Below are 22,906 nucleotides of genomic sequence, written 5' to 3'. Positions count from 1 at the left end.
ATCATAGAAACATTTCTTGAATTTCTTCATGTATGGTGCACAGTGACGCCTCGAATAATCTTGTTTCACAGGAAAGCTTCACGGACGTTTTATTTGTGATGGTTATAGATATTGTTAAAGAAGAAGTACAGCAAATGTATTGTTGTCTTCTTTCTTTTTATTTTCATTTTGGCAGGAAATTTGATTATTTTGTAGAATATTGGAGTGGTAGATTATATCTTTCCCTCTGTTAGTTGTTCAGTTGTTCTTGTACTAATAAGAATTCCTTCTATTTTAACCTCGATTGATTTATCTTCCTATTTTAATCTTTCTTGAATTGTTTCTTTCTCGGTTAATTTTCATTCATCGTACTATAAAAATAAATAGTTTGGAGGGAGTTGTATGACTTCAAAAGTTTCAAGTATTGGTTTGAAAGGTTTGGAGGGCTACCGTGTGCAGGTGGAGGTGCGGATATCGCAGGACACGGAGTCTATGGTGATTGTTGGGTTGCCTGATGCTTCTGTTAAGGAGTCTCGAGAGAGGGTGTTGGCGTCGATTGCTCATTTTGATTTGGATGTGACGGATAAGAAGGTAGTTGTGAATCTATCTCCGCCTGATCAAAAGAAAAATGGTTCGCTATTTGATCTGGCTATCGCAATTGCTGCTTTGAAGGAACTGGGGGAGGTGAAGCGTGAAATTCCCACAGATACGGCGTTCATTGGGGCGTTATCCCTTGATGGTTCGGTTGCGAGTGGGGAAGGGATACTACCTGCTGTTATTGCGGCAAGGCAACTTGGGATCAAACGAGTGTATTTACCTTATGATTCGGTGCTGCCACTTCATATGCTACAGGATATTGAATGTATAGTTGTGTCTCATATCGAGGAAGTCGTTCAGCATTTGGAAGGGCAAGAAAGCATGCTGTCTCAACCTTCTTTTTCTTCAGAGAATCATCTAACTCCAGATGTTGACACTCATCAAAAGGATTTCTGTCATGTGATTGGACATGAGAAAGCAAAAAGAGCATTAGAAATTGCTGCAGCTGGTGAGCATAATTTGCTAATGAATGGTCCTCCTGGTTGTGGAAAGAGCTTGTTAGCTGAATCCTTTCCCTCCATCCTACCTTCATTAACAAATCAAGCACAACTCGAAGTGATGAGTTTGTATCAGCTTGCTCGTGAAAAGCGTATCCATAATCAATTTGTTCCTTTCAGGCATCCACACCATTCTGCTTCTGCTGTCGCCATTATTGGTGGTGGGTCGAACCCGCGACCAGGTGAAATTTCGATGGCTCATCATGGGATTCTTTTTCTCGATGAGATTGCAGAATTCTCCAAAAAAACGCTTGATATGCTCCGTCAACCACTCGAAACAGGTGAAGTAACCATTAGTCGAGCGCATTCTACTGTGACGTATCCAGCTTCTTTTATCTTAATAGGTGCTATGAACCCTTGTCCATGTGGATACCTCGGTTCTCTTCAGCATTATTGCACCTGTTCCCAAAAGCAAATTCAAGCCTACCGAAATCGGTTGTCAGGTCCTATCTATGACCGAATGGACATCCTTTTATCCTTACAGTCAGTAAATGTTAACCGGCCCTCCACGACGCAAGAATCCTCTAACGATATTCGTAAAAGAGTGGAAAAAGCGCGTGTGCGCCAGTATGAACGGTATCAACAAGAGGTATCCAATGCGAAGGTTCCGTTTGAAATTTTGGTGGAAACGAGTGCCTTGACAACAGAACAGAAAAAGACGCTCACTCAAATATCTTCTAAGCAAAACTGGAGCAATCGTGTTCAGATTAAAATTATTAGACTCGCAAGGACCATTTCTGATTTAGCAGGGGAAGAAAGAATAGCTGATCAAGCCATTTGGGAAGCGATGACCTTAAGACGCTGGGAGCAGAATAAACAAATGACGATTGCGAGGGAGAAATAATGCCCTATAAGAAAAGAGTATATATACCAGAGCGATTTTATCATATTGTTTCCCGGGGGAATCGACGTGATCCCTTGTTTCGGAATGCCAGTGATTTTCAAGCTTTTCTTCATATCCTAACGCAACTCTACGAAAAGTACCCCTTTGAAATCGCCTCTTATTGCCTCATGAATAATCATTTCCATTTCCAATTGCGTTCTAGTGAAGTACCCATCTCAAAGCTAATGGCACTAATCAATAAACGTTATGCCAATTACTATAACACCAAATACCGTTTAACAGGCCATGTCTTTGAAAAACGTTTTTATGACAAAGTTATTGAGAACAAAGAAGGTATGTTAGAAGTTAGCCGTTATATACACCTTAACCCAGTAGAGGCGAGGATGGTTAAGCTGGCAGAATACTATCCTTGGAGTAGCTATCAATATTATAAGAAGGATTCGACAGTACCTTGTTTTATGAATGTGAATTTTTTACTAGATTATTATGAAGGGACACCGACACAGAAACGGGAAAAGTATTGTTGTAGCGTAACCTTTCAATAATCTAGATTCGTTGTGAATACCACCACCATATTAAGTGTCAGCACCACAAAAAGACAAAAATCATAAATAGTCCATCTAAGAAATACATGTTGAGGAAGAAACTAATAGTCAATATTTGCTAGTAAATACATACAGCCGTTTTTATGCCCCTTTTGATGCTTGAAGGGAATTGGAGGGGGCAAGCTGATGTAACTGCATGGTGTGCTTTTTTTTGTTGTCGATTCCGTACAAAATTAAAAGAGGACCAAATTCTCGCTGCACAGTGACGCCCTGAAAAATCTTGTTTCACAGAGATGTTTCACTTTGACTTGTCGATTGATATTCATATGGAACTGAATATCAATCGACAGAGAGGTGATAGTCGGACCGTATTCGCTGTTTTCCATTTAGACATTTTGTAAGGTTTAGATGGTAGAGGGGAAAGTGCGAATTTCTCCTCATCCTCAGGTGTGGTCACTGTGACCACGAATTTTTAAAATGATACTATCCTGTTTTGTAAAGTCCGTTAAGTTTGCAGGATTGTCTTCGTACACTTCATAAATACGCTTAACACAACGTTCAATTGTCGTCGTTTTATTTAAAATAACATCATTCATTGCCGAATACACTCCCTCTTTCTTTGATCGCATTAATAATTGTAGCACGTTGCTCACTTAACGTAGCATACATGCTATAAGCACGCATTTTTTGGCATGTAAATTCGTTCTCGTCATGTATATAAATCGGATTGCCTTGCTCAAAAATCTGCATTGTAAATACTGTATCGATTTGTTTAATGTCGACTAAATCGACTTCCCGACCGGCAATTGCAGCAAGCTCAGAAGCAAGCATAAAACGTTCATAAGATGATAGCTTCTTGTCACTGAAATAAGCAAGATCGATGTCACTTTCATCATGTGTCGTGCCTTTAGCGAATGAACCAAATAGAATGACGAAGGCTGGGTTTGTGTCTAGAATGATTTTATCAACTAACTTCTTTTGTAATTCTTCTTTTAGCATGCTTATCACCGTCCTTTCTCATATTATAAAGCTTATAAGGAAAAACCGCACATATAGGGACATGGGGTCAAGAATTAGTGTCAGGCACCGCAAAAAGACAATTATCTTTCTCAAGAAGACAAAAGTAATTCTATTTGCAATTTGCACTAAAGAGAAATAAAATACAGCCTGGTATCTTTATATTTACTTGATTAGTGGTTGTTTTGTGTTTGGCAGAACACACCAATCTTATATCGTTGGCATTACAACAGGACAAATGATAGTTCCTTGCAGGGATAAAAGGAATGTAAAATAGTTCCTATCAATTCGTTTAGGTGGGGGTATCCTATGGTTAATAGAAATAGGAGGAATTTCAAGAAAACCATTGCTTATTATATATCGGACTATGGATATGGGCATGCGGTGCGTTCTGTTGCAATTATTAGAGAACTTTTGGAGAAAGAGCCTTCTTTGTATATCATTATTTGTCATTCATTTGCTATTCCTTTCTTGAAGAATTCTCTTCCTTTCAAACAAGTTTCTATTAGAGAAGTATCAACTGATATTGGTTATTTTCTTAAGAAGCAAAGTTTGGAGCCAGATAAGGTAAAATTGAAAGAGAGTTTTGATATATTTTTTAAAGACTGGAAAAGCAAGATGGAGAAGGAAGAGGATTTTCTTATAAGTAACAAAGTAGATATAGTTATCTCTGATATTTCCCCATTACCGTTTGAAGCAGCTACGAAAGCAGGGATTCCTTCTGTTGGAATTTCTAATTTTACTTGGTATAGTGCCTATGAACTCCTTTTGGATAAGGAAAGGTTAGAGAGATTGAAACAAGCATATGAAAGGATGACTTCCTTTTTCTTATTAGCAGGCAATAATGAACGAAATTGGCTAGGGGATAAGAGGGATTTTTCCTTTTTTTCTAGAAAGATTGAAGATGAGAAGGTAGAAGAGATTCTTGATAAGGTAAATCCTTCTAGGAAAAAGACTGTTATTTTCTTTGGCCTAGGAATGAAGATAAATCATATTAATGTAAGTTCGTTGCCAATCTGGGATAGTAAGGATTGTGTATTTATTGTCTCATCGAATGTAAGAATGGAAGGAGATAATGTTTTCTCCATTCCTGCTGATGAGACTGAGTCACAGCATTATATTGCAGCAAGCGACCTTGTCATTACGAAGGCCGGGTGGGGAACGGTAAGTGAAGCGGTAATTTATGATGTGCCTTTACTCCTTTTAAACAGAGATGGAATGAAAGAGGATCAGAATACAATCGCATTTGTTTTAAAGCATGCATTAGGAGAGGTCATGGAGTGGAATGAATTCTTAGATTTTCGATATGAGCGAGGAAAGCGTGAACGGAAGACAAGTAATGGATTTAGGAACCAAGTGGATGTGATCGTGGACGAATTATTGTTGTTTCTATTTTAGTGTTGAGTTAGATAGAGGGAAAGGTGATATGCTCCCCTTTAGGTAGACAGATTAAAAAATAAAAATCTGGTTACTTGTAGGGGAGTATTTTTATGTCTAGAAAATCTTATTCTGTAGAAGAGAAATATCAAATAGTGAAAGCTTTAGGGGAAGTAAATTCGTCACTCCAAGTTTCATCGATTTATAAGGTGCACTTTTCTACCGTTTTGGAATGGAAATATAAATTTGATACATTCGGTTTAGAAGGACTAAAAGAGACTTCTTCCTGGAAAAAGTATTCTAAAGAACTAAAGTTATCCGCTATTCAAGATTATGCCTCTGGAAATTACTCGATTCGTGAAATTACGAGAATGTATGAAATATCCGATCCATCTGTCCTTAGAGGGTGGATTAAGAAGTATAATAGTCATAGTGAAATAAAAGATACGTCACAAGGAAGGACGAGCTCTATGACTAAGGGAAGAAAAACGACTTGGGAAGAACGAATACAAATTGTGCTAGATTGTTTAGGGAACAAAAAAGACTATCAAGAAGCAGCTAATACTCTAGACTAACCTAAATTAATGAGACAATATAAAACACCTTCGAAATGGTACAATTAAACAAAGTACTAAATTCGGAGGTGTTTTGCATGGGCAAAAACGTATATTCAAATGAGGTTAAGTGGGCAGTTGTTAGAGATAAGATGAGCGGTCAGTTTACGAATCAAGAAATCATGCAGAAACATGGGATTAAAAATGTTTCTCAAATCAAAACGTGGATGAAATGGTATCGGGAAAATCAAGTTCATCGATTCGATCAACCAATAGGAAAGCAATACTCATATGGGTATGGACCAGATGGTTCAAGTGATGAAGAGAAAAAGGAACGCCAAATGAATCATTTAAAGCAGGAGAATGAAATCTTAAAAAAGTATTTGGAGATCGAAAAGGAGCTGAAAAAGAAATTGTCCTCCGACTAGTAAAGACATTACGAAAAAAGTATACTATATCAGCTATTTTATCCGCTTTACATGTACCAAGATCTACTTATTATCGCTGGGCATCTTCGCAATCTGCCAAGTTGTCTAAACAAGAGGAAACCATTATTTTCCTATGTAAAGAAACAAAGTACCGATATGGTCACCGGAAGATCAAGGAGCTGTTAAAGCGTAACTATCAGATTAAATTAAATCGCAATACTGTTCAACGCATTATGCAAAAATACCATCTTCAGTGTAGAGTAAAGCAAAAGAGAAAGTGGAAATCACAAGGGGAATCTGTCATTGTTGCACCAAACTTATTACAGCGAGAATTTTATGCAAGCAATCCTAAAGAAAAATGGGTAACAGATATTACCTATATTCAATATGGTCCAGATACTTTATATTTATCTACCATCATGGATTTGTTTAACATTCAAATCGTTGCCTATAGGCTTTATCCCCATCAACAAACTTCTTTAGTAATGGATACCTTGAATGAAGCACTAGCAAAACGAGGAAACCCTGAAGGAGTAATCATCCACTCAGATCAAGGAAGTGTTTACGCCTCTCAAACCTATGCGTATCAAAATCGGATCAAAGAGAAGAATTTAGTCAGTAGTATGTCACGCAGGGGAAATTGTTGGGGCAATGCAGTCATTGAGTCCTTTCACTCAAACCTAAAATCAGAAGAATTTCAGTATGTTAAATTTCATTCTTTGTCTTTAAAAGAAGTTACAGAACGTGTCGATCAATTTATGAGGTATTATAACGAAGAGCGTATTCAAGAAAAATTAGGCTACTACACACCAATAGAGTTTGGTAATATGGCAGCCTAAGAAGGTGTTTTATAACTGTCCCATATTGCTAGGTCAGTCTAATAGAAAGGATAGACTTTTTTATCTAGATTAGTAATGATATGCTTAACTTGATGGCTATGGCCTGGCACCTGTTTCATGACTCTTTAACAGAAGCATCAGGCAAACCAACAATTCGGTGCACTGTGACCAAGAATTGTCAAATTGACATCTGTTAATCCCAATTTAATGTTTACTGCGATTGCGTAAAATAATGAAAATAGTAATATAAATAATTGCGATTATTGCTAAGAATGCTACTACAAAAAATAGATTTCTCATAAAATCCTCGTCCAAAGGCCTTTTATCAAACCCCGCCTTCTTCCATGCTTCTTCTGCATAAACATTACTTGGAATCACCAGATACAGACAGATTACTGCAGTCGATCCAAAATAAGCCAACTCCTTTTTTAGCCAATTTGCTTTTGCGCTTACTAACTTCTTCATAGAGACTCCTCCTTTTTTTCACAAAAAAAAACAAAAAAGTCCCTGAAAATGCTATCGAGTTTGTACAAGCAAATGTACAAACTTCCATAGGATTCTCGGGGACTTCCCGTTAGTTTTTTATTGTATCTTTATACTAATATATCAATAGGATTATAGTCAATGAATTATCAGTTTTTTTGAATCAATATTTTAATTAACTAAAATTCGTAAGTTCATTTTAAAATTTTTATAAATGAATTTACGAATTTGATTTCAAGACGTCTCTGTGCAACTATACCCTATTAGTAAAATAAGGGTTAAATAAGATTTGCTCTATTCTTCTGCAACAATCCATTAACAAATTTCTATAACCATCACACACATATAACATCCCGTGAAACATTCATGTGAAACAAGATTTTTCTGAACGTCGCTGTGCAACGAGTTCACACAATCTAACTCTCTATCAATCTTCGACAAATTTCGGGTCGTCACTGTGACCAAACCTAAATTCTTCTAGAGATGCAAGACGATAAGAGGAGAGAAAGCAAAAATTATCTCCTACTTTCATACCTCTTATAAGACCGTCCCCCTGAAATTCTACCCATCAAAACACAGGCAACTTCTCTAAATAAACGATATCATCTCTTTCGGCAGCATCACCCTCAGCAAGAATGGCAGCTTTTGAAACAGTGATTCCTCCTGCTTTGGTAACTAGTTCCTCGAGTATTCGTATCGACTCTCCGGTGCTAATGACATCATCTATTAAGGCAATGCGTTTTCCTTTAATCTTGGCGGCGTCTTTTCCATCTAAACAGAGTAATTGTTCTTTTTGTGTGGTAATGGACACGACTTGATTGATTAGCGGTTCGTCCATATAGGGTTTTACACTTTTTCGAGCAACGATATATTCTGGCATGTTTAGTTGTTTCGATAGTTCATGGACGAGGGGAATTCCTTTTGCCTCGGCTGTTACTAAATAATCGATGTCTTTCAATTGCTCTGCTAAGAGGGAAGCGGCTGCAACGACGATTTCTGTATCGCCTAAAATAACAAAGCTTGCAATCTTTAAATCATTTGAAATTGGGATAATTGGTAACTTTCTTTTTACTCCGGCAACAGCTAGTGAATAAGTCTCCATCATAAATTCTCCTTTTTCTTAAACTCCAAAGAGTCCTAGTAAAAATTCCATCACAACGCCAGCTAATAACCCTAAAAATGGATCGGCAATGGCTGTTACGATGATAGTAATGGCTCCAACAATAGGGGAACTAGCTTCTGTACCAGTTAGTGCGGCTGTTGCATTGCCTGGTAATGTCACAATCGCACCTAAGACGAAAAGGAAACCGGCAATGGATGAACTAGGTACATATTTTCCAATCTTCGGCAAAAGTTTGAAGAACAGGATCGCTGCCATGATGGCCATTGTTAGAACACCTGCCCATACTGCATGGGGAGCAGAAGCAGTCGCAGAAATAATGATTTCCACAGGTCCTCCGCCAAATAAAGAAGAGACCATATCTGCTAAACTACTAATAATCGTTAGCGTATCAATATTTACATTTGCTCCGGCGATTTCTCCATTGATTTTTCCAAAGGCAATATTAGCACCAATATTCAAACAAACAAGAGCGAGTGCCCCGCGAATAACAGAAGGGTTGAGAATAAACTTTTGGAGCTTAAATTTATCTTCTGTTAGCATATTTGTTACAGTGGCAGATTCTTTTTTAGTGAAATGATAGACAATGCTAGAAAGCAGCACAGAAACAGTGATTGTATATACTAAGTCTTTTGAAATAATATAGGTTAATAAGGCACTAGCGAATGAAGTGACCCCAATCAATCGATCGTTTTTTGCCATATCCCAGGCAACCTTTGCAAGCATAAAACCAACACCAGCCATCATCCCGTTTGTAATAACAGGACCAATCCAGGCAACGATTTGTTCCATCAATCCAAAAACACCTATAATAACTAATAAAAAGGCACCAAAAAAGATGGAAGAGAGCCGTTCGCGCATATTTTTCCCCATTGTTCCTGCAACTGTTATGGTTTCTGCTTGAAAGGAAATAACAGCTACATTGCTTGTTAAGCTATTCCCAGCAGCACCTACAAGAAAAGCAAGTGCGGTTGGCACGGACGCAAAGCCAAAAGATAGCGCCAATAACCCTTGGGGCAATCCATTTAATACAACACTAAATGCTGCTAGTATGTCTTTTAGTATATCTTCCATTTTCCTTCTCCTTTACTATTTCCCGCAATGTCCTATAGAAAAAAACCGTTCAGCAAAGTAGAACGGTTTCTAGAAAAAGAAATTTTCCGTCCATAGTAGAGTGATTTAAGGCCACTCTGTAGAGACTCCCAGACCATATTACCGGGATTATACGGGTTATTTACGTACAATATTTACATTGTAACTTAAAAAGTTCGCATTTTGAATAAAAATTTTGAAAAAATAGAAGATGAGGACTTCTTTTGGCAGTAGAATCTGCTGAAGGATGAATACAGTAGTTATGGCGATTTTCTTTATACGCTCCATGAAAATAAAAATAGAATGCTAACCTGAAATTTCAAAGTTAACACCCTATTTTCTACTTATGATACTTTCTTATCTGTATTTTGTTTCAATTCCATTTTCTTATTTTCTTTTCTCATTTGTTTAAAGTACCAGCCGAATAACAGGATATAAGCGATAAGCGCTAACACGGAGAATCCTATTAATTTGATATCCCAAGCATCGACAGCTTTCCCAAATAGAATAGCTAGCATTTTTTCAATTGGATCAGAGTCCACGGAAGAGAACAGGGCATCTGCATCCAATCCATTAGGAAAATTCCCCATAGCTTTAGAGGTTTCCGTCACGAATTTAGCAATAAAAGTTGCTCCCCATAAGAATAAAGGAATTAAAATGGTTCCAATAATGGTCATGCGTACTACTCTTCCCTTTGTCACGATTAAAAGGGCTGGGGCTAATACAGTAAGCAGAATTCCTCCTAATGGAAGGACTGTATTGCCGGGAAGAAAGATAGCGACTAGCAGCAAGATTGGTGCTAAAATATTCGCTACTGCCCATAGTTCTGCGCGTGTCGCCAGGATTGGCCAGTCGATTCCTATCAATAATTTCCGGCCTTTAAAACGCTTACTCATTTTCGATGTAATACCTTCGGATAAAGGACCAATAGCTGGGCCGAACCAACTGTCAACTAATGCAAATAGTTCAAGGGCAACAGCACCAGTAAAGGCTAAGGTGAAAATTTCTGCGACCGACAATTGTCCAGGGTTTTTTGGGAGTCAGGCACCATAAAAAGACAAACGGTCTATTTTGTCCATAAGAGATAGACAGTTAAATTAACAGACGCAATTTATTTATCATTCTTTTTAAAAGAAGGATTTTTTCTGAAGGTGATTCTGATTAATGCAATCGTTTGCGCTATTTTTGCAATTAATTACTAAAATTATAAATATTTTTCTTGTAAAATGGTTGATATATTACTATAATCAAAGATAAGTTTTAGTGCAAACGTTTTAATTGTAAATAGGAGGGAACACAATGAAAAAGATGTTGTCATTTGAATTTTGGCAAAAATTCGGAAAAGCATTGATGGTAGTGGTAGCTGTTATGCCGGCAGCTGGGATTATGATTAGTTTAGGTAAGCTGATTGCCATGATTGATGCTTCTGTTTTTATCACAATTGGAAGCGTTGTAGAGAATATTGGCTGGGGGATTATTGGGAATTTACATATTTTATTTGCCTTAGCAATTGGTGGTTCGTGGGCAAAGGAAAAAGCAGGCGGAGCCTTTGCTGCGGGAATTGCCTTCTTATTAATTAATAGAATTACAGGCTCTATCTTTGGGGTCACAAATGAAATGCTATCTGAAGATGGTGCATTTACGCATACTTTATTTGGAACCAAGATTTTAGTAGAAGGATATTTTACAAGTGTATTGGAAGCGCCTGCACTTAATATGGGTGTTTTCGTGGGGATTATCTCTGGCTTTATCGGAGCAATTGTCTATAATAAATATTACAATTTCAGAAAGCTGCCAGATGCACTGGCCTTCTTTAATGGAAAACGATTTGTACCGTTTGTGGTTATCCTTTGGTCTGTTATCGTTTCCTTGATCCTTGCGGTGATTTGGCCAACGATTCAAACAGGCATTAACCATTTTGGATTATGGATTGCGACTTCAAGTGAAAGCGCTCCAATCCTAGCGCCTTTTATCTATGGTACAGCTGAACGTCTACTTATTCCATTTGGTCTACACCATATGTTGACGATTCCAATTAACTATACCTCACTAGGTGGAACGTATACGATCATGTCTGGTGTGATGGCTGGTAAGGAAGTATTTGGACAAGATCCACTTTGGCTAGCTTGGGCAAGTGATTTAGTAAATCTACAAAATGCGGGTGATACTGCGGCATATAATCAACTGCTCTCATCTGTTACTCCAGCACGTTTTAAAGTAGGGCAGATGATTGGTGCAACAGCAATTTTGATGGGAGTCGCTGTTGCAATCTACCGAAATGTGGATATGGATAAAAAGAAAAAGTATAAATCAATGATTTTTTCCGCAGCCATCGCTGTCTTCTTAACAGGGGTTACAGAGCCATTAGAATTCATGTTTATGTTTGCTGCTCCAGTACTTTATGTTGTTTATGCTATTTTACAAGGATTAGCTTTTGCCTCTGCGGATATTGTCCATTTACGGCTCCATTCCTTTGGAAACTTAGAACTGATTACACGTTTGCCGATTGCTTTTAAAGCAGGCTTGGGAGGCGACGTCCTAAACTATGTAATTGTATGTATTGTCTTCTTTATAGTGAGCTATTTTATTGCGAATGTCATGATTAAGAAATTTAATTTTTCAACACCAGGTCGTAATGGTAACTATGAAAGTGATGCAGATTCTAACACCACTGAAGCTGGGAACGCTGGTCCTACTAACAGCCAAGTGTTAGAAATTGTCGACTTATTAGGCGGAAAAGCTAATATTACTGATGTGGATGCCTGTATGACAAGACTGCGTGTCTCTGTAAAAGAGCTAGATAAAGTAGGCGATGAATCGTCATGGAAAGCAGCTGGTGCAATGGGCTTAATTAAGAAGGATGGCGGTGTTCAAGCTATCTATGGTCCAAAGGCTGACATTCTGAAATCAGACATTAATGACTATTTGGAGCAAAGTGAATGAAATTATTAACATTAAATACCCATAGCTGGATAGAAGAAAGTCCTTTAGAAAAACTGGAAGCGATCAAGGTGCAATTGCTTGCTGATTCCTATGATGTTATTTCCTTACAGGAAGTAAATCAATCGATGGATGCAGAGGAGGCAGAGGTGGATTCTTTTTTCATTGCCCCCAATCAAGATACGGTAATTAAAAAAGATAACTTTGCTTTTCTTCTCCAGCAGGAGCTGAAGAAAGAAGGGCTTGAATATTATTGGAGCTGGGTTCCTAGTCATATTGGTTACGACCAATATGATGAAGGAATCGCCATTCTCACTCGATTTAAGGTAACAAATGCAAGAGGGATATTGCTGTCCCGCAAAGATGATTATACAGACTATCATACAAGAAAAGCGTTGGAAGTTAGTTTTCAAGCAAGTGAAAGAAACTATTTAGTATACGGATTGCACCTCTCTTGGTGGCAGGATGAAACCGAAAGCTATCCTTTCTTGTATGAATGGAACAAGCTTGTTGAAGCATGGGAAGCGGAAGCACGGGCAGGTGGATGTATCTTGTTGATGGGCGATTTTAATAACCCTGCTCATATCGAGAAAGAAGGCTATAGCGTTGTTTCCAAGCACCCCCATTTAAAGGATGCTTATCTAGATGCCACGGTCAAAAATGGCAGCCATACTGTGGTGAAGAAAATTGATGGCTGGGAGAATAATAGTGATCTGCTTCGGATTGATTATATCTTTGTTTCTTCTAATCTATCTGTTTACTCATATGAAACTGTTTTTGATGGAAGAACCACGCCGGTTGTGTCTGATCATTTTGGGGTTAAGGTAGAGATAGGGTGACAGGCACCAAAATTCTAGGTCACAGTGACGGCCCGAAATTTGTCGAAGATTGATAGAGAGTTAGATTGTGTGAATGTGATAAACTGAAATAGCAACTGAATATTGTGAGGGTGGTTGGTTGTTGTGCTTCTTTCCGTTTAGGAAAGGAGGTGATAATCATGGAAACATTTCTTGAATTTCTTCGTGAAGTTCTGAAGGGGATTGTGCATGAGATTAGCGCCTATTTCTTTCGGAAGAACATATTAGAAAACAAGAAAACCACCCTACGCCGTCGCAAGCAAAAGGGTGGTTCTCAACCAAAATAATATTTAATTGACAACCACACCCTGACGGTAGAGGTTGCAGGGAGAAGTGTTCGCGCGCTTCTCTTTTTCATGATATACGTTTATTATATAGCTTATAACAATTGTTTTCAACTGTGTGTTGTTTGCTAAAGGTTACAGGTCACAGTGACGCCTCGAATAATCTTGTTTCACATAAATGTTTCACGGGAGGCTTTGGATGTGACCTGAAAATCAGGTGCCAGGCACCAGGCACCACCAAAAGACAAAATGCTATATTCTGTCTCTCTGTAAAGGTCAAAGGGAAGGAGCCATTTTGGGGTTTCATTTTCTTATTTTTTGCTGAAAATAATTTTAATAAAGTGCGAATCCCCTTTAACTAAGAATCCGCACAAGCTCGTAATGACGAAATTTTTTATTTCTTTTTGTATGACGATCAGTGAATAATAATCCTTTTTCTACCAATTGATTCAAAGACTTTCTAGCAGTATTTGGAGACATGTTTAGAGCTTTTGCAACAGTAGAAACATTTGTAAATGGATTAGAGAAGGTATATAACCAAACTCGTGTATCTGAAGGGGTTTCACATAGTTTCATACCAGCTGTAGCAAATTCTTCAGCATTATCTAGTTTAGTATTATTTTTTTCAGCCATACGATTACATGCATTTAGGAAGAAAAGAATCCAGCTACCCCAATCAGGCTCTTGTCCACGGACACCATTTAATAGATCATAGTATCGCATACGTTCCTTTTCTAATTCCTCACTTACAAAGAAAATGGGTTTTGTGACAAGTTTTGATTGCATAAGGTATAGAACAATTAGAATCCTTCCTAAGCGACCATTACCATCAAGAAAAGGATGGATAGATTCGAATTGAGCGTGTATAATTGCCGCTTTTATAAGAGGGTCGCTATTTTCATCGAATATAAAACTATCAGTTAACCCAGCTAAATGGTTAACTGATAAGTTTTGATTGTAGGGAAGACCATTAATAAAGTTTTCAAGATTACTCATGTAATCATTAATCTTATCAGCTGAAATAGGGATATAAGACGCATCCTCAATCCTATTTGTTGGGCCAATGAAATTTTTGATTTTCCGAAAGTCTCCACTTGATTGTATGGAACCTCTTGCTCCTTCCATAAGTATTTGGTGAAGCTCCTGAATCAATCTAGTTGTTATCGGATAACCATTCCGTATACGTTCAAATCCCTCGAAAAATACTTTTTGATAATTATTTACTTCAATTCTAAATTAAAAAAATTAAACCCAAGTATCGAGAGGGATTATTTTTAAAATATATATTAGAATTAAAATATGATGAAATCGCTGTAGTGCTAGATATGTAAGCGTCAAACCATGTGGGTATAGTTTGACGCTTACAAATATAGTATACTATAAATTTATTGAAAAATGGTTATTTTTCCCTTTGATAGAAATGAATGGATATAAAATGTCGGAAGGAGCTTTGTTATGAATTTTCAGCAACAAAAAATACAAAATAAATATAGAAAAATGATAAAAGAAAATAAGCAAAAAAGAAGCCGTATTCTAGAAATCATCCTCTTCTTATTACTAATTCTGCTGTCATTTAGGTTCCTTTTTCCCAATGCTCTAAATCATAACTATATCGAATCATACAATGAGGGTGCTAGATGGCTAGTTGTAACTTCCGAAATTGAAAATAAACTAAAAATATCATCCATTCATTATGAGAATGTATCATTAGATGAGGATTCTCAACTAATTACTTATTATATAAAAACATCACTTTCTGCTAACAATAGAGAAAAGAGTACGAAACTAATTAATCAGACAAACAAAATAATTGTATCGAATAAGTTACCCTCCTTGTTAAAAGAAGATCAAAGATACGAAATTATTGTTTTAGGAAAAGAAAATGAAATACTTAAAAGTAAAGCATTTTAGAAGCAATGTCATCAGAAATAGAGTGATTGGATAAAAAGAGCAATCTCTCAGTGGAAAAGAGATTGCTCTTTTTGGTAATTTTCTAATCAAACGTTTGATTGAATAAGGTTCTTAAGAACGGGAGTGAGCTTTCTCTCCCTTTTTTGGTTATAGTGACATCCTGAATAATCTTGTTTCACGGGAGATTTTGTAATTCAGTTTTAAGGTAGGAATCGCATATAGAAACCAAAATCACAAAGGAAGTTGCATTGTTTTAACATTATAATTCACACAAAAACGCAAGGGAGTATATATAACCTTGCGTTTTTTTTAAGTCGGTTTAACTATCTCTGTATACTTGCAACATAAAAGGTTTGGATAACAACAAAAATGATAAATAATGTTAAGGCAAAAAAAGTAATAGCTTGCCATTTGTTTTTAAGCATATATTGCTCAATCCCCGTTAAAAACATAGATATTGCAAGCAGAATTTGTATAACGGCCGTATAGAACAAATTTACAGTGTTTGATGTAAAAGTTAAAATTACGATAATTAGCAGTGGGATCACCAATATTAACTGAGCAATTGCGATAGGCTTTACTCTATTCTTAAAAAAACGGTCACTTAATTTCATTGTTCTCTCTCCAATAGGGGAAATTTAAAATTTTTCCAATTTCCTTTTTCTTAAATTATATCATCAAATTTTTAAAAGTATGTTATTGAATTTAGTAACTTAGGAAGCTTTGGGATAAAAAGAAAGATAATAATCGTCTAATACTTCTGTACGTTTTGCACTACTTTCTCCTCTTTTATAGTCAAAGAAATAGAGAAGAAAGACCAAGTCTCTCCTTCTGTAGTAAAAGGGTGGGGAAAGGGAGTGATGAGTATTTCAAAGGAAAGCCATAGAACCGTCCCCCCTGATTCCCTTCAAAAAGATAAATTTAATTTAAAAAATTCAAAAAAATTTAAAATCATACTTGTACTTTTGTGTGTAGAGTAGTAAAGTTTATATATCTGATATGTTAAATCGGGATTAAGAGTGTAGGAGGAATGGAAATGGTAAACAAAGTGGCAAACATCGCAACTAATTTAACTCAACTCATTGGTAATACACCTCTGTTAGAACTTGTAAACTTTAATGAAGCAAATAATGTTGGAGCACAAGTTATCGCTAAATTAGAGTATTTTAATCCAGCTGGAAGTGTAAAAGATAGAATTGGTCTGGCGTTGATTAGAGATGCAGAAGAAAAAGGGCTAATTAATAAAGACTCGGTTCTTATTGAGCCAACAAGTGGTAACACTGGTGTAGCATTAGCATTTGCCGCAGCAGCATTAGGATACAAACTTATCATTACACTGCCTGAAAGCTTTAGTATCGAACGTAGAAAATTGCTTATTGCCTTAGGAGCAGAGTTGGTTCTAACACCAGCGGCAGACGGTATGCCTGGAGCAATTAAAAAGGCGGAAGAATTGGCTGCTGAAATTCCTAACTCTTATATCCCTCAACAATTTAAAAACCCAGCCAACCCAGAAATTCATAAAAAAACAACAGCGGAAGAAATCTGGAAGGATACAAATGGAGAAGTTGATATTTTTGTAGGGGGAGTGGGAACTGGCGGTACGATTAGTGGAGTAGGAGAAGTATTAAAATCGAAGAAGAATTCTGTTCAAATTATTGCAGTGGAACCTGCTAGTTCACCAGTTTTATCAGGCGGTACAAAGGCTCCACATAAAATTCAAGGAATTGGACCTGGATTTGTCCCAGATAACTTCAATCGTTCTGTAGTGGATGAGATTTTTACTGTAGCAAATGAGGATGCTTTTGATGCAGCAAAGCAATTGGCAAGAACGGAAGGACTAATCGTAGGCATTTCTTCAGGAGCAGCTGCTTTTGCAGCAACTCAAATAGCGAAAAGACCAGAAAATGCAGGGAAAACAATTGTTGTTTTACTTCCTGATACAGGAGAAAGATACTTATCAACAGAACTTTTTCCAGCAGAATAGAATATGGTCACAGTGACGCCTCGAACGCCACGAATAATCTTATTTCACAGGGATGTTTAGTATAGCGATTTATTTTTTCTAAGTCAAAGAAACGAAAGTTTATCACCCTTTCTAAAAAAATCAAAGCCAGTGAAACTTTACGAAACGTAGAATTTCACTGGCTTCTTAATTTTGAGAGCAGGGGCTTGTCCCATCTTTATACAAATAAACTAAGCAATAAGACAAATCCTAATCCACAGACAGAGATAAGCGTTTCGAGTACTGTCCATGTTGCAAATGTTTCCTTCATTGTCAATCCGAAGGACTCTTTAATAATCCAGAAACCGGTATCATTTACGTGTGAAGCAATAACACTACCAGATCCTGTTGCCAATACTAATAGGGCTAAATTTACATCACTACCAGCCAACATTGGAATAACTAATCCAGCTGTTGTTAACGCGGACACGGTTGCCGATCCTTGTGCAAGTCTAATGATTGCTGCAATTAACCATGCAAGGACTAATGGGGAAATGGTACTTCCTTCGAAAATTTCAGCAACATAATCTCCGACACCACCATCCATTAATACTTCTTTAAGTGAACCACTAACTCCTAGGATTAATAGTAGCATCCCTATCGCTTTAACGGAACTTTCCACAGATGTCATAATGCTATCAATTGGGATTTTTCGTGCGATACCCATTGTATAGATAGCTAGTAACACGGATAATAGCATAACCATAGATGGATGACCAATCGTCTCCACAATGGCAAAGAATAAGTTATCCTCTAAACCTACTACATCTCTAATTAGGGTAACAATTGTAGCTATACTCATTAATAGAACTGGAAATAATGCAGTGAATGCACTCACACTAAATTTTGGCGTATCTTCTAATTTATAGGCTTTTGCATCGCCTAATTTTGCAATACTGCCTTCCATCACTTTATTAAAAGCTGACGGAACTACTTTTTTTGCAAATATTGTGAATAGTGGTCCTGCAATAAGAATCGTTGGAATAGCAATGACAAAGCCGTATAGCAAGACCATTCCAATATTTGCCCCATATTGAGCAGCTATCACAGTTGGTCCTGGATGCGGTGGTAAGAAAGCGTGTGTTACAGATAATGCCGTTGTCATCGGCAGTCCTAACCAAACAAATGAAATTTTTGTTTGTTTGGCAATTTGATAAACGATTGGTATTAATAAGACAAGTCCTACTTCGAAGAATAAGGCAATACCAAGAATGAAGGAAGCAAGAACGACTGCCCATTGAACATGCTTCTTACCAAATTTATCAATTAATGTCATTGCAATACGTTGGGCTCCGCCAGCGTCAGCAATTAGTTTCCCTAAAATAGCTCCAAGCCCAAAAATCAATGCTGTACTAGCCATTGTTTTACCTAATCCATTTTGGATAGATCCCATGATTTCATTGATTGGCATTCCAAGTCCCACACCTAATAAGAACGAAATAACCACCAATGTGATAAAGGTATGAAGCCTGACCTTCATAATCAAAAATATTAAAAGTAAAATACCAATAGCAGTAATAATTAATGGCATAACTTTCTCTCCTTTAGTTAATATTCTAGTTGTGATGAACTATGATCTTACAATTCTAGTTTTCTCTCAGAATATCTCAACATAAAATCGCTTTCATAACAATATAAGTGTCCACATCTTGTATCCAATGAGGCTGGGACATAACTAAATAGATACTCTGTAAAGACGAACAATTTCTAATATAGCTAGTAAATAGCGGCTGCTTTCGCATACTTTTTACAAGAGGAAATATAATTAGTTGGAAAAACAGAGCAGCCGGAATACACGAAGACTCCTATGGGATTAGCGAGACAGTCTGAGACCCTGCAGGCCACAGGCCGAAGCGGCTCAGCGCGAGCCCCATGGAAAGCGAAGTGTATTCCGGCTGCGGGGAATCGCACCAAACTTCATGGAAACATCCTTTGAAAAACAAATAAAAGCCCGAACAATTATACGGAACATTCATTAGCATCTTCGTATAATTGTTCGGAATTATCCTTGGCTGGAATACTTATGTCCCAGCCTCATTGGAATAATGTTAGCTTATTTTGATTTTTTGATTGCTTCAATTAAACCATTTATATAAACTGCTCCTAAAGCTCGATCGTACAGTCCATACCCCGGTCTTCCTTTTTCACCCCAAATCATCCGGCCATGGTCTGGACGAAATGGTCCTTCAAAACCGTAATCGATGAATGCCTTTACAATTTCGTAAAAATCTAATGAACCATGTGATGATAAATGGGCTGTTTCCCAAAAAGATTTTTCCCCGGTAATTTTTACGTTTCGTAAGTGGGCAAAGTGAACGCGGTTTTTTATCCCTCCGAAGTATTTGACCATATCAACAAAGTCGTTGTTCGGATCGCATCCTAATGACCCTGAGCAAAGAGTAAGTCCATGGTTTGGTGAGTCATATAAATCTAAGAATCTTTCTAAGTTCTGTTTATTGGTAATAATTCGTGGTAATCCAAAAATAGACCAAGGTGGATCATCCGGGTGAATCGCCATTTTCACGTCACTTTCAACTGCTACTGGTAGAATCTCTCCAATGAAGTATTCTAAATGCTCCCAAAGCTTTTCTTCATCCACACCTTCATACTGTTGTAATAAGCCTTTTAAACCGCCTTCACCATAAGAAGTATCCCACCCAGGTAGTGATAATTCTCCAAGCATTGGATTCATCTTTTGAACCGTTGCTTCATCATAAATTAATGTTGTGGAACCATCTGGAAGCTCATACGCTAAATCGGATCTAGTCCAATCAAATACAGGCATGAAATTATAACAAATGACTGGTATTCCAGCTTCCCCTAAATTACGGATCGTTTGTTTGTAATTTTCGATATAACGATCTCTTGTTGGTAATCCTAATTTAATATCTTCATGCACTGGTACACTTTCAATGACAGAAATCTTCAAGCCGACACTTTCGACTCTTTTCTTTAAAGCTACGATTTTATCCATTGGCCAAACTTCTCCAACAGGTACATCATATATAGCGGTTACAATTCCTTTCATCCCAGGAATTTGAGCAATATACTCAATTTGTACTGGATCATCTTCTCCATACCAACGAAATGACATTTCCATTTCAGATGCCTCCCTTTTTTTCTATTTGCATTACCTTTTCATACTAGTATACTAGCATGCTAATGAAACGTTTACAACCATTAATTTTACTGAAATGTCATTTTATTAATCGCTTCCACCAAAGGTTATAACTATTAGTGATAATAAAAAAATGCCAGTAGCTAGGTTTCTACCCTAGAATACTGGCATTTTTTTTGTAAGATCAAAATATTCAACATATGGACTATTAGGCTTATATAAATCTTCCCAAAGCTTTGTTGGCTCAATAATATGTTCTCTTACAATAGTTTCTACCTGATCTACATCTTTATTTTCAATCATTTGCACAATCGCTTTATGTTGAAGGATTGCATCACTGAAACTAAGATTCATCTCGGCTAAAAGCCTCATTCGATTGTAATGTGTACTTAATCGAATAATGGAATCCCAGACATTTTCCTTGTTGTTTCCCTGAAAGATCAGAAAATGAAACTGTTTATCTAATTTGTGGAATTCCTGCTCCATTCCTTTTTGATCTAATAATAATTCTTGATGTGCGATATTATTTTTCAACTCTACCAATACATTTTTCGGAAAGGATATACAGGATTGTTTTAAAATTTCTTTTTCCAAGATAATTCGTACAAATATTGCTTCTTCAATCAAGGTTGGTTTAATTTTTGATATGTACGTTCCTACTTGTGGAATTACTTCTACTAAGTGTTCTTCTCGTAACTTTGCCATTACCTCTCGAATTGGAGTACGAGAAATTTGAAGTGCCTCGGCAATCTCAGCTTCACTTAAAGATTGACCCGGTTTTAATCGCAACGACATAATCGCTTCTTTTATTACTCTGTATGAATAATCTCTATTATTCTCACCAGGCAACTTGGCTTGCACCTCTATTAGCATGGATTTTCTACACCCCTAAATCAAACGGTTCGATCCGTCATTTTTCAAATTATATTCATTATTATAGCACCAACATTTCGGATAACCAATTTTATTTTGCTGTTTCGGGTCAAGGGGTCAGGTACTAAAAGTGGTCTTTTCCTGAAGGGAAATTAATAGTTAGACTTATAATTTCTAAACGTCTTCCCTCTCCATAAAATGGCAAGAGCAATAATTAATCCAACAATTGAAAAGGACAAAATGACTAATTGAATATCAAATCCTCTAGAAACTAGTAAAGTTACACTTGCATAGGCAAGCGGATCAAACCCGTTCATTGCTAAGAAGACAATACTCATGACCCTCCCCATAATGCGGGGATCAGTATCTTCTTGTGCTGAAGCGAAAAATGGGATTGAAACAAATGTCATGGTAAATCCAATGAAGAACGCTAACGCTGTCAAAATATACAAATTAGGAATTTGGCTAAATGCTATAGCTACGATTAATGTTGCAATTAATCCAGCAATTGATGTTAATCCTCTACGGCGTATTTTGATCATAGCGATTATTGCTGTACTCACTAGCATCCCCACCCCTAAAGCAGCATCAATGTAACTAAGATTAATGGGTGTCCCTCCATACGTTTCTACTAAAATTGGGATTGCGATCGATATCGCTCCGAAGGCAAAGAAGTTTAACGTAATTAAAATAAGGATACCTGTAATTAAAAATTTACTTGCTTTTACATAAGAAAACCCTTCTATGAGATCTTTAAGCGGCGTTTGTTGAATGGTATTGTCTACGGGACCTTCTTTCAAGAAAGGTGGAAACATAAAAAAGGCAGACAAAAGAACAATAATAGCCGAAACTAAATACCCAGTCGTGACGCCAGCGAATTCCATGACAGTTCCAGATATAATAGGTCCAATAACAAAACCAATCTGACCCAATCCCTGAATAACGGCATTTGCTTGTTTTATTTGGTTTTTCTGTACTATTTTCGGGATTAATGATGTCCCAGCTGGTCCAGAAAAAGCATCTAATGTTCCAAAAAAGAATCCCAAAATGATCAGGTATACAAATGTTAATTGATTTGCATTGTTCATTAAAAATAGGATAACTAATAGAACGCCTTGGATTAAACTCGTACTGAACATAATTGTCGTCTTCTTGAATTTATCAGCAAGAACCCCACCAAATGCCATCATGAGAATACGTGGCACAGTAATGGCAATAAGTATAATGCCCAATAAACTAGCAGAACCTAATTCAGAAATAACAAACCAAGTTGTTGTCATGAAAAACATGCTATAACCAATAATCGCTAAAAAACTACCAATAAATAGAAATATAAAAGGGGGATTTCGAAATAATGATTGTTGTTCCATACATAACCTTCCTCTCAAACTTAATATAGAACCAATCATAGATGGTGACGTAATGTCGTAAGCAACCTTTTTCTAAAAAAAAATATCCTATTTTCATTTCATTCATTTATATTAGTAAAACTATTAACAAGTGTATTGATTGTGACCTTACGTAACAGTATATAATTCAGTAAGGTGGT

Annotated in this window: 22 protein-coding genes and 1 riboswitch; of the genes, 10 read left to right on the top strand and 12 right to left on the bottom strand. The window is 36.9% G+C overall.

Going from position 1 to position 22,906, the window contains the following annotated elements:
- Nucleotides 1–381 precede the first annotated feature (381 nt).
- Both HHU08_RS21690 and HHU08_RS21685 read left to right on the top strand, forming a co-directional pair.
- Entirely contained in the window at nucleotides 382–1,917 is a 1,536-nt protein-coding gene (locus HHU08_RS21690) for a YifB family Mg chelatase-like AAA ATPase (RefSeq protein ID WP_169189311.1), read from the top strand.
- Nucleotides 1,917–2,462 carry a transposase gene (locus tag HHU08_RS21685; RefSeq protein WP_169189310.1) on the top strand — a complete coding sequence of 182 codons (546 nt, stop codon included), beginning with the start codon at nucleotides 1,917–1,919 and terminating at the stop codon, nucleotides 2,460–2,462. The genes HHU08_RS21690 and HHU08_RS21685 overlap by 1 nt, the downstream gene beginning before the upstream one ends.
- A 443-nt stretch (nucleotides 2,463–2,905) precedes the next feature.
- On the opposite strand, the gene HHU08_RS21675 is transcribed toward HHU08_RS21685, so the two are convergent.
- Both HHU08_RS21675 and mntA read right to left on the bottom strand, forming a co-directional pair.
- Nucleotides 2,906–3,058: a hypothetical protein gene (locus HHU08_RS21675; RefSeq protein ID WP_205835867.1), complete on the bottom strand. Its 153-nt coding sequence runs from the start codon at nucleotides 3,056–3,058 to the stop codon at nucleotides 2,906–2,908.
- Nucleotides 3,051–3,461 carry a type VII toxin-antitoxin system MntA family adenylyltransferase antitoxin gene (gene mntA / locus HHU08_RS21670; RefSeq protein WP_169189309.1) on the bottom strand — a complete coding sequence of 137 codons (411 nt, stop codon included), beginning with the start codon at nucleotides 3,459–3,461 and terminating at the stop codon, nucleotides 3,051–3,053. The genes HHU08_RS21675 and mntA overlap by 8 nt, the downstream gene beginning before the upstream one ends.
- Before the next feature lie 327 nt (nucleotides 3,462–3,788).
- Between mntA and HHU08_RS21665 the strand changes: the two genes are divergently transcribed.
- The 3 genes from HHU08_RS21665 (at nucleotide 3,789) to HHU08_RS21655 (ending at nucleotide 6,677) form a co-directional block, all read left to right on the top strand.
- Nucleotides 3,789–4,877 (top strand): glycosyltransferase, encoded by a 1,089-nt coding sequence (locus HHU08_RS21665; RefSeq protein WP_169189308.1) that lies wholly within the window; start codon nucleotides 3,789–3,791, stop codon nucleotides 4,875–4,877.
- 92 nt (nucleotides 4,878–4,969) lie between these two features.
- Complete coding sequence (locus HHU08_RS21660; protein WP_016205455.1) at nucleotides 4,970–5,431, top strand: helix-turn-helix domain-containing protein; 462 nt, start codon at nucleotides 4,970–4,972, stop codon at nucleotides 5,429–5,431.
- Between the two features lie 77 nt (nucleotides 5,432–5,508).
- A protein-coding gene (locus tag HHU08_RS21655; protein ID WP_169189307.1) for an IS3 family transposase occupies nucleotides 5,509–6,677 on the top strand; the annotation gives its coding sequence in 2 pieces (ribosomal slippage) (nucleotides 5,509–5,785 and nucleotides 5,785–6,677; 1,170 coding nt in all).
- Nucleotides 6,678–6,881: 204 nt separating this feature from the next.
- Here the strand turns inward: HHU08_RS21655 and HHU08_RS21650 are convergent.
- From HHU08_RS21650 to HHU08_RS21635, 4 genes are all read right to left on the bottom strand, one after another.
- The gene (locus tag HHU08_RS21650; RefSeq protein ID WP_016205452.1) at nucleotides 6,882–7,142 is read right to left on the bottom strand and encodes a hypothetical protein; all 261 of its coding nucleotides are present in this window, start codon (nucleotides 7,140–7,142) and stop codon (nucleotides 6,882–6,884) included.
- Nucleotides 7,143–7,728: 586 nt separating this feature from the next.
- Entirely contained in the window at nucleotides 7,729–8,262 is a 534-nt protein-coding gene (locus HHU08_RS21645; protein WP_205835845.1) for a phosphoribosyltransferase family protein, read from the bottom strand.
- A gap of 18 nt (nucleotides 8,263–8,280) precedes the next feature.
- The gene (locus tag HHU08_RS21640; RefSeq protein WP_169189305.1) at nucleotides 8,281–9,354 is read right to left on the bottom strand and encodes a solute carrier family 23 protein; all 1,074 of its coding nucleotides are present in this window, start codon (nucleotides 9,352–9,354) and stop codon (nucleotides 8,281–8,283) included.
- A 73-nt stretch (nucleotides 9,355–9,427) separates the two neighbouring features.
- A riboswitch (purine riboswitch) is annotated at nucleotides 9,428–9,529 on the bottom strand.
- A 187-nt stretch (nucleotides 9,530–9,716) separates the two neighbouring features.
- A complete protein-coding gene (locus HHU08_RS21635; RefSeq protein WP_169189304.1) occupies nucleotides 9,717–10,391 on the bottom strand; it encodes a PTS transporter subunit IIC in 675 nt (224 codons plus the stop codon).
- 280 nt (nucleotides 10,392–10,671) lie between these two features.
- On the opposite strand from HHU08_RS21635, the gene HHU08_RS21630 reads away from it, so the two are divergent.
- The 3 genes from HHU08_RS21630 to HHU08_RS21620 all read left to right on the top strand — a co-directional run bounded on the left by HHU08_RS21630 (nucleotide 10,672) and on the right by HHU08_RS21620 (nucleotide 13,456).
- Nucleotides 10,672–12,315 carry a PTS transporter subunit IIBC gene (locus HHU08_RS21630; protein WP_101729532.1) on the top strand — a complete coding sequence of 548 codons (1,644 nt, stop codon included), beginning with the start codon at nucleotides 10,672–10,674 and terminating at the stop codon, nucleotides 12,313–12,315.
- Entirely contained in the window at nucleotides 12,312–13,151 is an 840-nt protein-coding gene (locus tag HHU08_RS21625) for an endonuclease/exonuclease/phosphatase family protein (protein ID WP_016205423.1), read from the top strand. The genes HHU08_RS21630 and HHU08_RS21625 overlap by 4 nt, the downstream gene beginning before the upstream one ends.
- A 158-nt stretch (nucleotides 13,152–13,309) precedes the next feature.
- Complete coding sequence (locus tag HHU08_RS21620; RefSeq protein WP_016205422.1) at nucleotides 13,310–13,456, top strand: hypothetical protein; 147 nt, start codon at nucleotides 13,310–13,312, stop codon at nucleotides 13,454–13,456.
- 351 nt (nucleotides 13,457–13,807) lie between these two features.
- Here the strand turns inward: HHU08_RS21620 and HHU08_RS21615 are convergent, their stop codons facing one another.
- Nucleotides 13,808–14,617 (bottom strand): Fic family protein, encoded by an 810-nt coding sequence (locus tag HHU08_RS21615; protein WP_268870239.1) that lies wholly within the window; start codon nucleotides 14,615–14,617, stop codon nucleotides 13,808–13,810.
- A gap of 291 nt (nucleotides 14,618–14,908) precedes the next feature.
- Between HHU08_RS21615 and HHU08_RS21610 the strand changes: the two genes are divergently transcribed.
- Nucleotides 14,909–15,364, top strand: a complete 456-nt coding sequence (locus tag HHU08_RS21610) for a hypothetical protein (protein WP_169189303.1) — start codon at nucleotides 14,909–14,911, stop codon at nucleotides 15,362–15,364.
- Between the two features lie 323 nt (nucleotides 15,365–15,687).
- Here HHU08_RS21610 and HHU08_RS21605 read toward each other — a convergent pair whose 3' ends face one another.
- Nucleotides 15,688–15,978 (bottom strand): hypothetical protein, encoded by a 291-nt coding sequence (locus HHU08_RS21605; protein ID WP_016205070.1) that lies wholly within the window; start codon nucleotides 15,976–15,978, stop codon nucleotides 15,688–15,690.
- Between the two features lie 434 nt (nucleotides 15,979–16,412).
- Between HHU08_RS21605 and cysK the strand changes: the two genes are divergently transcribed.
- Nucleotides 16,413–17,348 carry a cysteine synthase A gene (gene cysK / locus HHU08_RS21600; protein WP_101729581.1) on the top strand — a complete coding sequence of 312 codons (936 nt, stop codon included), beginning with the start codon at nucleotides 16,413–16,415 and terminating at the stop codon, nucleotides 17,346–17,348.
- Nucleotides 17,349–17,544: 196 nt separating this feature from the next.
- Here the strand turns inward: cysK and HHU08_RS21595 are convergent, their stop codons facing one another.
- The 4 genes from HHU08_RS21595 to HHU08_RS21580 all read right to left on the bottom strand — a co-directional run bounded on the left by HHU08_RS21595 (nucleotide 17,545) and on the right by HHU08_RS21580 (nucleotide 22,727).
- On the bottom strand, nucleotides 17,545–18,897 hold the full coding sequence (locus HHU08_RS21595; protein ID WP_169189302.1) for a gluconate:H+ symporter: 1,353 nt from the start codon (nucleotides 18,895–18,897) through the stop codon (nucleotides 17,545–17,547).
- 522 nt (nucleotides 18,898–19,419) lie between these two features.
- The gene (gene uxuA / locus HHU08_RS21590; RefSeq protein WP_016205073.1) at nucleotides 19,420–20,466 is read right to left on the bottom strand and encodes a mannonate dehydratase; all 1,047 of its coding nucleotides are present in this window, start codon (nucleotides 20,464–20,466) and stop codon (nucleotides 19,420–19,422) included.
- 174 nt (nucleotides 20,467–20,640) lie between these two features.
- Nucleotides 20,641–21,357, bottom strand: coding sequence for a GntR family transcriptional regulator (locus HHU08_RS21585; protein WP_101729530.1), 717 nt, complete (start codon nucleotides 21,355–21,357; stop codon nucleotides 20,641–20,643).
- A gap of 152 nt (nucleotides 21,358–21,509) precedes the next feature.
- Nucleotides 21,510–22,727: an MFS transporter gene (locus tag HHU08_RS21580; RefSeq protein ID WP_016205075.1), complete on the bottom strand. Its 1,218-nt coding sequence runs from the start codon at nucleotides 22,725–22,727 to the stop codon at nucleotides 21,510–21,512.
- Nucleotides 22,728–22,906: the final 179 nt, after the last annotated feature.

The organism is Niallia alba, from assembly GCF_012933555.1.
Lineage (GTDB): Bacteria > Bacillota > Bacilli > Bacillales > Cytobacillaceae > Niallia > Niallia alba.
Note: the sequence above shows the minus strand (reverse complement) of the source record. Positions and strands in the feature narration are given on the sequence as shown.